Below are 12640 nucleotides of genomic sequence, written 5' to 3' on the forward strand. Positions count from 1 at the left end.
AAGATCGCTCAGGCATAAGCGGTAGGCTTCTGCCATCCCAAAATCAGGAAGTGCTGCACGAGGACGATTCGTAGCGGCTATGCGCGCCTACCACTCCTGTCGGCGCGTAAACGGCACGGATGAGGCAGACGTCTGAAGTGACTTACGTCACTTTCCTACATTCCTATGACGGGAGCTTGCCGGCTCAGGCGCGATTCCGCCTTCATCATTGCACCGGCTAGCATGAAGGACGGCTTAGTTGGTTCGGGATTATATCCAATCTGCGCCATCGTGACATTCCGCCATCAAGGCGTATCGGCATTCCTCTGCAGCGGCGCCGTCGGAACGATGTTGAACGACGTGATAGCCATTGTCGTGCAGGTACCGTAGGAAGGCGGGCTTCATCGCGGCGGTATGTGCCTTGGCGTCGTGAAGCAGAATGATCCCCCTGCGAGCTCCAAGAGTTGCGCAGCAAGCTCCTCCGCCGGTTCGTGGGTGTAGCCTGCGAAGATGATCTGGTTGAGCTTGCCTGCCTGTTCCTGGTTAACGCTCACGACATGTGGAATGCAGTGACCGTGGGTCACCACCCACCAGGATGATATAGCATCGATAATTCGGCGACCGTCAGCGGTGCGGAGATAAGCGCCATCTCCCCGCACAACTTTTGTCATCTCCTCTTGGAGCGCATGTTGTGTGAACGGGTGCCAGATCGGCGACTTCGGCTTCGTCGTCATTGCTTGAATTGATCGGCATGGAAAGCGGTTTTGAACGCGGCCTGCAGCGTGTCTGCCGCGAGGGGAGACAGCCAGGGCAATCGCCCTAGCCAACGCGCCCGCCCAATCTCGCGAACTGCGATCTGGGTCTCAGGATTGGGTTCCCCAATGAAGGCTATCCCAAGAATGGGGATCTGGCGTTTTCGCAGAGCCTCTATCGACAGCAACGAATGATTAATGGTGCCAAGTGCCGTGCTCACGCAAAGCACGATTGGAAGTCGCCATCGCTCGAACACATCAATGTAGAGTGTATCGCCCCTGAGCGGTACCATCAGGCCGCCAGCGCCCTCAATCACCAACGGTCGCTCCCCGGTGTCTGGCACATTGAGCGAATCTGGCTCAATGCGAACTCCGTCAATTTCAGCGGACTGACGTGGCGAAACGGGAGTGCGAAGTCGGTAAAGCTCCGGCATGATGCGATCGGGCGAGAGACCGCCGAGCCGCGCGACAAGTTCGGCATCGGTCTCTCCTTCGAGACCGGCCTGAATCGGTTTCCAATAGTTGGCGCCAAGGAGATCGGCGAGGCCCGCGGAAAACACCGTTTTCCCGATTCCGGTGTCTGTGCCTGTCACCACGATCCGCTGACTCATCGAGCTTCACCTCTCGTCTCTTCAATAAACGCGCCGAGCCCTGAACGCACCTTGTCCGCTCCGACCTTGGTCGGCCGGAAGTCTTCATCTTTGCGTCCTATGTTGCCCGGACTCTGAGCCGAATTTCCGCAATGCTGGGCAGGTCGTTGCCGAATTCCGCAGCTAATCAGGAGATTGCAAAGCTTTCATCTCACAAGCCTCGAGGCTTCTGGGTCTGCCTGAGCAAAGCACGAGAGGGTCTAAGTTCTGGAGCCCCTTCACTGCCTATTGCCACGCCGGCCTGAAACTGCGGATTCCGACGAAGTCGCCCAGGCGTACCGATATGAAGTCGCCCGTGGATTCCGAGACGATGTCGCCCACCTTTCCGATTTGATCTCGCTCAGCGGCGAGGCGTTCTGGCCGGCTGGTTCTCTGGCATCGGTCAAGCCGCGTGGTCAATCTGGAATCGCGACTTCAACCTGTTTTTCTTCTTCTGCGGTTGCTGTGGGCATGTGGGCAACGCGATTGCGTTGTCCAAGCGCAGCGGCATGTCCACAGCGCCACGGGCTCAAGTCTTTCGGGCGGATTGCCGGGTTCGGCGCAGGCTCTCACCGGTGAGGTCGAGCCGATGGGCATTGTGGACGAGGCGATCGAGCACGGCGTCGGCATAGGTGGGATCTCCAATGAGCAGATGCCACTGGTCCACGGGGAGCTGGCTGGTGACGATGGTGGAGCGATGACCGTAGCGATCTTCGAGGATTTCCAGGAGGTCGTGACGGGCACCGGCGTCGAGCGGCTCGAGTCCCCAATCATCGAGGATCAGCAGATCGACACGGCCAAGGCCGCGCAACAGGCGTGGATGGCGGCCGTCGCCGCGGGCGAGCGCCAGATCGTCGAACAGTCGCGGGACGCGCTGATAGAGCACGGAGCGATTGTCGCGACAGGCCTTGTGGCCGAGCGCCGAGGCGAGCCAACTCTTGCCAACGCCGGCCGGGCCGCAGATCAGGAGATTGACGTGGTCGTCGATCCAGCGGCCCTCGACAAGCTTAGCGAACAGCGGGCGGTCGAGACCGCGCGGGGTGCGGTAGTCGATGTCCTCGACGCACGCCTGCTGGCGCAGCTTGGCGTAACGCAGGCGAGTGGCGAGCCGTTTGTCGTGCCGCAGCGAGGCTTCACGTTCGAGCAGCAGCGCAAGCCATTCGGTGTGACCGAGGCTTGCGGCCTCACCGGTGGCTTCGATGTCGGCGAAGGCCTTGGCCATGCCGTGGAGGCCGAGGGCGTTGAGGCGGTCGAGGGTCGGATGGGTGAGCAAGGGATGATCTCCTAATTGTAGTAGCGCGGTCCGCGGATGTTGGCATGCAGGATCGGCGCATCGTCCGCGGAACGCTGGTGAGCAGAACGCCGATCGAGATTGTTGGCGAGGATCGACTTGACCGAACCATAGGTGCGCGCGCCGATGTCGATTGCCCGCGCAGCCGCGGCGTCCAGCCGTTCGCGCCCATAGGAGGCGGCGAGCCTGAGGATGCCGAGGCAGGCGCGGAAGCCTCGCTCGGGGTGCGAGCGCTCGTCGAGAATGAGGTCGCACAACGCGCTGGTCGCCGGCCCGATCGCGGCGGCGTCCTGGCGGATACGCGCGATGGTCCAGCCGGCGTAGCGCCGATGGCTGGAGGCCATGTGCTCCGGCACGGTGGTGTGTTTGTGATTGCCGCTCATGCGCTGATGCGCGGCGATCCGCTCGCCCTTGTGGAAGATCTCCACGGTACGGGCCGTGAACCGCACCTCGACCTCGGCGCGGGCGAAGCGATGCGGAACGCTGTAGTAATGCTTCTCCACCTCGACGTGGTAATCGAGACTGACGCGGCGGATCCGCCACTCGGCGAGGACATAGGGGGACGCCGGCAATGGCTTGAGCGCCGGCCGGTCGACCTCCTCGAGCAACCGGCGGCGTGTCACGCCGAGCCGCCGGATCGGCCGTTCCTCATTCAGCCTCGAGAGCAGTTCGCCGATCGCCGCATTGACCTCGGCCAGGCTGTAGAAGGTGCGATGGCGCAGGCGGCCGAGCAGCCAGCGCTCGACGATGAGGACGGCCTGCTCGACCTTGGCCTTGTCGCGCGGCTTGCGCGGCCGCGCCGGCAAGATGGCGGTGCCGTAATGCGCCGCCATCTCCGCGTAGGTACGATTGATCTGCGGGTCGTACAGGCTCGCCTTAATGACCGCGACCTTGGTGTTGTCGGGCACCACCAGCGCCGGTATGCCGCCGATCGCCGCGAAGGCGCCAACATGGGCGCTGATCCAGTCGGCGAGCCCCTGCGTCCACGTCGCCTGCGCGTAGGTGAAGCTCGAGGCGCCGAGCACGGCGACGAAGATCTGCGCCGTTCTGCGCTCACCGGTCAGGCGGTCGACCACCACCGGCACGCCATCGCCGGCATAGTCGACGAACAACTTGTCGCCGGCCGCATGGGCCTGGCGCATCGTCACCGACAGGCGGCCCTCCCAGGCGCGGTAGAGCTCACAGAAGCGCGAGTACCGGTATCCGCCGGGCTCGGTGGCGATATATTCCTCCCACAGGATCGACAGCGTCACGTGCTTGCGTTTGAGCTCGCGGTGCACGGTCGCCCAGTCGGGCTCGGCGATGCGGCGGTGACCCTGACGGTTGCCATTGCCGGTCTTCGCGAACAGGCGAAGTTCCAGAACCGTGTCGGTGACGTCGTCTGGCAACGGCCAGCTCAAGCCCGCGGCCTCGAACCGCCGGAGCGCCAGGCGCACCGTCGAGGGCGCCGCGCCCACCCGTCGCGCAATCTCGCGGCTCGGCAGCCCGGCCGCCTTCATTCTGATCACATCGCGCACACGGCGCATCGCAAGCCTCTCCGTCGGCATCCAGGGTCCCCTTCGCAAAGCCGAAAGAGTTGACCCTATGGGAGCCAGAAGAGGCCTCGTCACCCGGGCGACATCATCCCGGAATGGTGGGCGACATCATTTCGGAACGGGTGGGCGACTTCAAATCGGAATGGTGGGCGAGATCATCTCGGAATCCTGGGCGACATCGATCGGAATCCGCATGAATCGGTTCGCAGCCGGATTGCACCGAAGAGATGGGTGAGCCCGGCCGCAAAAACGTCTATCTCATCCGGTACTCCGCATCGGTCACCACGACCTGTTGCTCGAGCTCCATCTCTTGTCTCCTCGAACATAGCATCGAGCATTGCACGCACGTCAGCCTCCGCAGGCGTCAGTGAAATTCGCAGACGAGCCGTGCCCGCCGGCACAGTCGGCGGCCGGATTGCGCGAATATCGAAACCGCGCGCCTGCAGTCTCGATGCGAGCCGCATCGCACGCGCGTTGTCGCCCAGGATAGGGCACGATCTGCGACTCCGAGGAACTTCGCCCACTGGGCGCGCCAATCTCTCGATGCGTGAACGCGATCAGCTTGGCCAGCCGCTGCTGTCGCTTTGGTTCCTCCCGCAGGATGAAGAGTGCCTCCCGCACGGCGACGGCCATCAATGGTGAGGGCGCGGTGGCGAAGATGAATGGATGGCAACGATTGACCATGAATTCGCGCAGCACGCCCGAGGCCACGACAAGCGCCCCGGCCACTCCCAGTTCTTTGCCGCAGGTATGGACAACCAAGAGGTTCTCGCGCCTTTCATAAGGCGCGGTGAGCCCTCGACCCTGCTCCCCGTAAACGCGCGTGGCATGGGCCTCATCCACTACGACAAACGCATCATATCGATCCGCGATCGCGATCAGCTCTTTGAGCGGGGCGAAATCGCCATCCATGCTGTAGACACTTTCAACCACGATCCAGACGCGGCCCATTCCACCCGTGGCCCGCCAGTCACAAATTGTGCTTTCGACCGATTGAGTATCATTGTGGGCGGTTAGAGGAAACTCGGCCCGGCCAGCACGCGCCCCTTTCATGAACACTTGCGTGCACAAGAGAATCGAGAACAAGCAGATCACCCCGCTGAGGCAGCGTTGTCAGGCTGCAAGATTTGCGAGATAGCCCGCGGGAAAAAAAAGCGCGCCTCCGCCCCAAAGAACCGAGCTGCTTCCGCCTCGACTGTTCTTCGCGATTGCCACGCAGGAGCCGCGACCCGCCGGCCCGACCGGGGTGCCCGCCTCGAGCGTGGCCGTGACAGCCTTTTTCATGCGCGGCGCGCTCGCCAGCGCCAGATAATCATTCTCGATGTGAAATCTGCCCCACTGCGCGGCTTGAGGCAGCGAAGACGGTCGTCTTCGTTCAGGGCCTGCAACTGCGCGACATACGGCAACTTTGACCGCAAGGCTTAACGTCACTCTTCAACTCCCAGGATCGCGCAAGAAAGTCTGTTGGCCGCCTAGAGCAAGCTCAAATATCGGCCTCTTGGCTTCGACCTGGCAGAATGCGAGTTTCTCGATCGACGAACACAACGTGCGGCTTGAAAGGTCTTGCCTCCCTCTCGTCAAGCGACTCGTATGCCACGACGATAACCTTGCCTCTGGGCATCGCGAGTCGCGCAGCCGCACCGTTCAAATCTATGGAGCCCGATCCGCGGGGGGCTTCCACCACATAGGTCGCGAAGCGCCCCGGCTTTCAATCTTGTAGATCTCGACGCGTGCGTGGATCAGGAGTCCTGCCGCATCCAGCAGCGCACGATCATTCGAAACCGAGCCATCGCTGTCCAGATCGGCTCCAGTCACCCAGACGCGATGGATTTTGACTTTCATCGAGATAATCTGCATTGTCACTTTCACTCAAGTTACGGCACAGCTGCGCGCTGCCTCTTTCATTTAGTAGGCCCGCACGAGATGCCGAGCCGGTCCAGCAAGTTGGCATCACGGTCGCGCTGCGGGTTCTTAGTCGTCAACAGCACATCGCCGATGAAGATTGAGTTTGCGCCGGCTAGAAAGCATAGGGCCTGCACACAAGGAAGGAACGTCGATCGAATCCACAGTGCAAACGCGAGATAGTCGTTCCGCAAGAGGTCGACGATCATAGTGTTCTCTGCCGGGTCCTTTTCGGATGCGACCAGCCTATCAGCGCGGCGCTGGTCTTCCTTGGAATCAGCGGATCGCGCGATCGTACCTTTGATGGGTCGCGTTTCGACCTGTCGTCCGTCAAGCTTCAGAAACCGTTCCGGCGAGCTCGACGCAATGGTGAGCTTGCCGTAGCGCAGCAGGGCTGTAAACTAGCGACATCGCTCCTGCGGCACCCATGATTCGTCACATCGTCCTATTTAGCGCCAAGAATCAGGCCCAACTTGCCTTAGCATTCCATCATAGATAATCAGAGAAATTATCTATGAACTGTCGGTCTGGAGTCAGACTAGACGATGCGACCTACTCATGCCCTGATTTTGCGGTAGATAATCTATGATTGGCCCTGACCAAAACGCGACGACTGCGGGGCGCATTGCTGAGGCCATCGGTGAGCGCATTAGCCGTTTCCTTACTTCGGGCTTGCTTCCCCGGCGGTTCCATCACCGGGGCACCGAAGGTCCGCGCGATGGAAATTATTAGGAACATCGAGGCTATTGCGCGAGAGGTCTATTGCGGGGCGATCGGCTTCATCGGTTTCAACGGGCACATGGATACGAGTAATGCGATCCGCACTGTCACGATCAATGACTAACAAGCGGTGTTTCACGCCGGTAGCGGTATAACCGCGATGTCAGAGCCAGAGGCCGAATACCAGGAGACGCTCGCGAAAGCGTAGCGCATCTTTGATGCTTTGGCGCTAAAACACCCGGTGGATTTTGATCGTCATCATCGACAACTACGACTCCTTCGTCTTCAACATTGCGCGCTATTTCCGCAGGTTAGGTCAAGCAACTGAGGTGTTCCGGAACGACGTGGTCGGCTCAGCGATCTTGTTCGCCTCAAGCCGCGCGCAATCGTTATCTCCCCCGGTCCATGCACGCCAACGGAAGCCGGAATATCTACCGCCGTCGTCCGCGAACTTTCTGGGCGGCTCCCGATTCTCGGCATCTGCCTCGGACACCAGTGTATTGGCAGCGTTTTAGGCGGACGTGTCGCGCGTGCACGTCGCCCTATGCACGGCCGGTCCTCGTACGTAACGCATGATGGCCTTGGGTTGTTCAAGGACCTCCCCTTTCCACTTTGCGTCGGGCGCCACCATTCTCTCGTTGTCGAGCTCGATTAGGCCTGCGCGCCGCACCTCACGGTCACCGCGCGTTCGGACGAAGGCGCGATCATGGCCATTGCACATCGCCATCAACCAATCTATGGCGTGCAGTTCCCCAGATTCGATACTTACGCAGCAAGGGCACGTCTTGCTCATGAATTTTCTGCGACTTGCAGAGACTTCCTAAGCGTGACGATCGGATACCAGGAACGATCCTTCCTGGCTCGTGGCGAGGTCGTCACTCGGATGAGGCGGCACGAAATGGAGGAAGCCGCTGGCCCATTGCAGGGAGCCACCGCGTAGCGGCATCGTCATCAGAAAGAAGCATCGGGCATGGCGCAATTAGGGTGACAAGGAGAACTTACGCGGATTCCTGGAGCGAGGCCCGGCAGCAACGATGTAGGCGTCCTTCCAGCGCGAGCCGCAGACGAGTTCTCGAAAAAGCGTGCAGTGCCCCACGGGTTACGCTCGCGTCAGTGAGAAAACTCAAATTTTCGAGCGACATAGGAACACTATTCCGGGCTGCAAGGTTCTTCGCCTCAGGGGCAAGAATTGCGGAGTTCTCTTTCATGGCCACTCAGATCGTAATGGACCATACGGGGCGACACTCGACATATGTTTGAGCAAACCGACCCGAACGGGCTGGCCGAGGCTGAACAGCGCTTCAGGGAGCTGACCGGCCAAAGATTTACCGCCGCCACCCGGACCTCGTCCGGCGAGCTCAAGGTCAGACGGTCATTCGACTGGACTGCGGATGAGACGCTATTCTATCCGCGCCTCGTCGGTGGTTAGCTACCTTCGCGGAACGGCAAATGTTTCTGTTCAGGCGCAATGGGGCCGGCAGTCGTGCGCGTTTGCGCGCCCTGCGTTTGGTCTATTGGAGCTTCATTAAGCAAAACGGCCCGGAAGCGCGTGCGTGGCGTCTTCTGTGGGATTGGCTATCCCCAGAGCAGCGTGCGCAATTTGATGCCGAGGCTATTTCGAAGTCACGGGCTCTCACACGGGTCGACGATATCGAATTCACCAGGCAGCGTGAGCAATGTTGTGGAGATCGACGAAAACGGCCAGCCAAAAATCGGGTGGTGCTTTGTTCCCGAACGCCCCCTGGTGACCGGCGACATCATGCTCGCTCAAAAGATCGCGCTCGAAACCGATGAAATGGCAGTGCTCGCGGTTGCGAATAAATTCTATCCGAATCCTATTCGACTCCCTCGACTGGTGCGCCGCGCCTACTAGCGTTGCTCATGGGTGGGCCGCTTGGTGCGGGCCGGCGAAAAGCGCGTGTACGTGAAACGACGGCTCTTTCGCGACAGCAGGTAAGCCTCGCCAGACTGGCGTTTTGTTGCAATGCGATCCGGCTATTAGCCGTTGGCGAGATGCCCTGCGCGCATTTCGCGCCAGGCATTTCTCAACCTCTGCATGGCATTTTCGAAGGCTCCGCGCAGCCATTGCGCGTGAGCGGTGCTGACGCTGTGGGGGAGATAGCGTTGCGGGCCCGATGCGCTACGCTACGAGATCGCGCACTTGTAAAACGAACTCGGCGGCAGGGGTGGACCATCGCTACGTTCCGTAAGTTGGGTGTAGTTTCACGAGCGATCTCTCTGCGGTGATCAGCCGGATGCATAAAGAGTTGAAGTCATGCCTCGACATCAACGCTCCAGGGCTTGGCGCGCTCTTTCCTTCAGCTCTATGACGGCGCCTCGCCTGTATTCGAGAAGCGAGCGCATTTTCCTGCAGTTCTTATGCCTCAATCCAGCAAGTGAGATCGTTTCATGCACGACCTCCGCGCAAAGCGAATGGCGTCCACGCAGTCATATACTTAAACTTGTTCGGGGACTTGATGATCAGGCGCTTTCTTGCTGCATGGCGAAAATTGGTCTCAGACATGGTCCACCTTGCGCAGTAGCGGCCGAAGGAGATTCAGCTAAACACCCGGCAGTGCGATCGTGCAGGGCGCCTACCGTGCGGTGGCCACTGGACGGCTGCCCGAGTCCTGCATGACTTGGCTAGGACGCTTCGCTTTCCACGAAATCAAACCGCAACTGTTCGGGATTACCGACGGCCAACTATGATTTGACACGTCGTATTCTTCACCGCAAAAGACAAGGCATACATCGACAAAGTAATCGAAGCCCTTTCCGTTCTCGCCAAAATCCCGTACGCACGCCGGCTTGAAGTCGCTCGCAACCGCAAGAGTGACCGGCCAAACGAAATTGACGTGATCGTCTACGGTGAGTTCGACGACGAAGGCGCCTCGAAGCCTATAAAGCGCCGAGCTTTACCAGCAATCGATCCGGCAGGTAAGCCGCTGCGAGAGCTACGTCTCGCGGCCGCCTACAGCTTGTCTGCAGATGCGGAGCCAGTATGTTCGGCAGGCCCTCGCTACGCGCGTGGTTAAGCTGACAGGCATGTAGGGGTTTTGGGGTGATATAACGCTCGCCTTCGGCGGGCCGAATTACGATCTTACATATATCGCTGAGCGACAGAGTCATGCAGTAGTGGAACTGCAGTGGATCGAGCCCGTCACAGCCATGCGAGGCCTCTCGCATCGGAGGCACCTAACGAGCCTGGATAGCGCATCGAGAGACGCGGTACTCGGGCAGCATTCGCATATGACGTGCGATCCCTTCTGGGCTTATATGATCGCGGACGGGAAAGGTATTTGCAACGGAGAGACCATTGTGGGTGATCCGAGGGTGGCACTTCGCGCTCTGCTAGTGACAGCACTCTGGGATGATAGGGCGATCATGCTCTTGCCCATCGGAATCAAGCGACATACGACGTGTAGTTCCATCCGGAGTCGATACTCGCACCGCAAGGGGACGCAGTATTCGCAATTTTCCTACGGCTTGCAGAGCTTCCTTAAACGCGGTCGTATAGATCGGTTTCACAAATGCGCAGCTCGATAACATACCGGTCAACGCGAAAAGAGCAGTATTGCAGAAATATGGGTCGAGTTCATTTGATGCGGGCAGCACACAGACCGCTAGGCCGGTTGAACTTATCAATACCTCCAGGTGCTCGGATCAATAGAACTCTATCACGTTTGAAATTTCCGGATGCCGTTCTAGAATTTTCAGGATAAGCGGCATCTGCTCGCGCGTTTTCGGGCTCTGCTTCTGCCGTGCCGATCTTGTAATTATTGGATGCGACCATCCCGTGGCACCGCCCATGATCAGAGTAGCCCGACCTGGTTTAGCCGCGGACGCTTAAATCGGGCGAGCGTCCGTAGAGTTCGCTCACGCGCGCCAGCGGTCTCGCTTCCCTCCGCTCTGGTTCAAAACGAGCGAAACGCCGTGGGCGGCACTTCGCGTAGAGCTTCTCCAGGCGCTCTCGCAGTCCATCTCTTGCACGTCCAGTGTCATGTCCAATGCTCTAGCGATAAGATCCGGCAAACCATGAATTTTGATCGGTGGGGCGCGGAGGCTGAAAAGCAGAAGGTTCCTGCTCGCTTGCACGCTCGAATCTCGGTTCCAGAATTAACCTCGACCCAGGGCATCAATTAATTTGGGGTTTTGATTGCGGCAACGCATCGTAGCGTTGCGTTCACGCACCGGACATTGCCCCGTCCGGGTTCACCCAATGCGAAGCCGGCGCGCCATTATATTCGGCGCGGCGGCTTCGTTGCCCGGCCACGCGCGTGCGCTCGATTTTGATGCGGGCGTCAAGAGATGGAGCGCTCGAGCTCATCGATATGGGACGGCAAATCCCTGCTTCTGCGAAGCCAGCACCCTAACGTATCTTTAGGGCAGGCTAACAATCGAATATCTCAGTGACCCACCGAGCCCTGCTCACGGAGACAGTTGCGCGAGGCGTTCACCATGGAAGAGAGAGCCGGCTCCGCAAATTTGAACAGGTCGGTAAGTGGAGTTTCTGCCTGACAGCGGGCACGCTGGTGTCTGCGAATCAGGAGCGACGATGAGCAGACGAGCACGCCGGAACCACACTCCGGCTTTCAAGGCGAAGGTGGCGCTTGCCGCGGTGAAGGGGGACCGGACGATAGCCCAACTGGCCGAGCACTTTGATGTCCATCCCAATCAGATCACGGCGTGGAAGGCGCAGCTGGAGGGTGGCGCTTCCGGAGTTTTTGGACTTGGCGGCGCTGCGCCGGCGGCGCCTGCGATCGATGTGAAGTCGCTGCATGCCAAGATCGGGGAGCTGACGCTGGAGAACGATTTTTTAGAAGGCGCGCTCACCAAGGCGGGATTGCTGAGCGCAAAGCGATGATCGACCGTGAGCACGATCTGTCGATCACCAGGCAGGCGGAAGTTTTGAAGATCAGCCGCGGCAGCGTTTATTACCAGCCGCGCCCGGTGCCGGACGCCGATCTCGCGATCATGCGGCGTCTCGACCGGCTGCATCTGGAGTTTCCCTTCGCCGGTTCGCGTATGCTGAAAGGCCTGCTGGCTGCCGAGGGGTGCAAGATCGGCCGTCGGCATGTGAAGACGCTGATGCGGCGGATGGGGATAGAGGCGCTCTATCGCCGTCCGCGCACCAGCAGACCCGAGCCCGGCCACAAGATCCATCCATACCTGCTGCGCGGCATGGAGATCACGCGACCGAACCAGGTCTGGGCGATGGACATCACCTACATCCCGATGGAGCGCGGTTTTGTCTACCTCGCGGTCGTGCTCGATTGGGCAACCCGTCGTGTTCTGTCGTGGCGGCTGTCGATCACCATGGAAGCAGCCTTCTGCGTCGAGACGCTGGAGGATGCCTTGGCTCGTCACGGCAAGCCGGACATCTTCAACACCGACCAAGGCTCGCAGTTTACCGGTGCGGCCTTCACCGGCGTGCTTGCCAGCCACCGCATCGCCATCAGCATGGATGGCAAAGGGGCCTGGCGGGACAATGTGTTCGTCGAACGGCTGTGGCGCAGCATCAAATACGAGGAGGTCTATCTGCGAGCCTACGAAACCGTCGGCGAGGCACGACATTCGATTGGCCGGTATCTCGATTTTTACAACGGACGACGTCCGCATTCGAGTCTTGACGACATGACCCCGGATCAAGCCTACTTCAACCTTCCGCCGCTCCGCGCGGCGGCCTAACCCCGGCAGAGGCTCCACTTATCGACGCGGAATTTTTGTTCAGACAACCGGGACCAGCTCAGAGAACTCCGCAAGCCCTATCCCTGACGCAGAAGAACCTCGCGGCGCACCTTAGTGTTCCTGGTCGCGGAGAAATTTGCCGTG

General features: G+C 59.9%; 4 protein-coding genes and 10 pseudogenes. 6 read left to right on the plus strand and 8 right to left on the minus strand.

The genetic code is table 11. The features are described 5' to 3' along the window. Positions 1-431: 431 nt before the first annotated feature. The 8 genes and pseudogenes from RX329_RS35765 to RX329_RS35800 all read right to left on the minus strand — a co-directional run. Positions 432-713 (minus strand): annotated as a pseudogene (locus RX329_RS35765) (aminotransferase class III-fold pyridoxal phosphate-dependent enzyme); the annotation flags it as partial. Further along, the gene (bioD, locus tag RX329_RS35770) at positions 710-1342 is read right to left on the minus strand and encodes a dethiobiotin synthase (protein ID WP_317245079.1); all 633 of its coding nucleotides are present in this window, start codon (positions 1340-1342) and stop codon (positions 710-712) included. The pseudogene RX329_RS35765 and the gene bioD, both read right to left, overlap by 4 nt. 547 nt (positions 1343-1889) lie before the next feature. Continuing rightward, positions 1890-2633: an IS21-like element helper ATPase IstB gene (istB, locus tag RX329_RS35775; RefSeq protein ID WP_007605871.1), complete on the minus strand. Its 744-nt coding sequence runs from the start codon at positions 2631-2633 to the stop codon at positions 1890-1892. A gap of 11 nt (positions 2634-2644) precedes the next feature. Beyond that, on the minus strand, positions 2645-4177 hold the full coding sequence (istA, locus tag RX329_RS35780; RefSeq protein WP_317246465.1) for an IS21 family transposase: 1533 nt from the start codon (positions 4175-4177) through the stop codon (positions 2645-2647). Positions 4178-4494: 317 nt separating this feature from the next. Then, positions 4495-5604 (minus strand): annotated as a pseudogene (locus RX329_RS35785) (8-amino-7-oxononanoate synthase); the annotation flags it as partial. Between the two features lie 65 nt (positions 5605-5669). Further along, positions 5670-6043: pseudogene (locus tag RX329_RS35790) on the minus strand (aspartate 1-decarboxylase). Between the two features lie 44 nt (positions 6044-6087). Then, a pseudogene (locus tag RX329_RS35795) lies at positions 6088-6225 on the minus strand (biotin synthase); the annotation flags it as partial. Continuing rightward, a pseudogene (locus RX329_RS35800) lies at positions 6224-6489 on the minus strand (chorismate-binding protein); the annotation flags it as partial. The pseudogenes RX329_RS35795 and RX329_RS35800, both read right to left, overlap by 2 nt. A 251-nt stretch (positions 6490-6740) precedes the next feature. Here RX329_RS35800 and RX329_RS35805 point away from each other — a divergent pair. From RX329_RS35805 to RX329_RS35830, 6 genes and pseudogenes are all read left to right on the plus strand, one after another. Continuing rightward, positions 6741-7016: pseudogene (locus RX329_RS35805) on the plus strand (chorismate-binding protein); the annotation flags it as partial. 40 nt (positions 7017-7056) lie between these two features. Next, positions 7057-7632 (plus strand): annotated as a pseudogene (locus RX329_RS35810) (anthranilate synthase component II). Positions 7633-8014: 382 nt separating this feature from the next. Beyond that, positions 8015-8237, plus strand: a pseudogene (locus tag RX329_RS35815) (hypothetical protein). Positions 8238-8257: 20 nt separating this feature from the next. Next, a pseudogene (locus RX329_RS35820) lies at positions 8258-8681 on the plus strand (hypothetical protein). A gap of 853 nt (positions 8682-9534) precedes the next feature. Beyond that, positions 9535-9843, plus strand: a pseudogene (locus RX329_RS35825) (Dabb family protein); the annotation flags it as partial. A gap of 1520 nt (positions 9844-11363) precedes the next feature. Then, a protein-coding gene (locus tag RX329_RS35830) for an IS3 family transposase (protein WP_317245080.1) occupies positions 11364-12496 on the plus strand; the annotation gives its coding sequence in 2 pieces (ribosomal slippage) (positions 11364-11619 and positions 11619-12496; 1134 coding nt in all). Positions 12497-12640 lie beyond the last annotated feature (144 nt).

The organism is Bradyrhizobium sp. BWC-3-1 (assembly GCF_032917965.1).
In the GTDB taxonomy this organism is placed as follows: domain Bacteria; phylum Pseudomonadota; class Alphaproteobacteria; order Rhizobiales; family Xanthobacteraceae; genus Bradyrhizobium; species Bradyrhizobium canariense_D.

Excerpts from the sequence above, each read along its gene's own strand:
- bioD (WP_317245079.1), bottom strand. The coding sequence starts at position 1,342 with ATGAGTCAGCGGATCGTGGTGACAGGCACAGACACCGGAATCGGGAAA.
- istA (WP_317246465.1), bottom strand. The coding sequence starts at position 4,177 with ATGCGCCGTGTGCGCGATGTGATCAGAATGAAGGCGGCCGGGCTGCCG.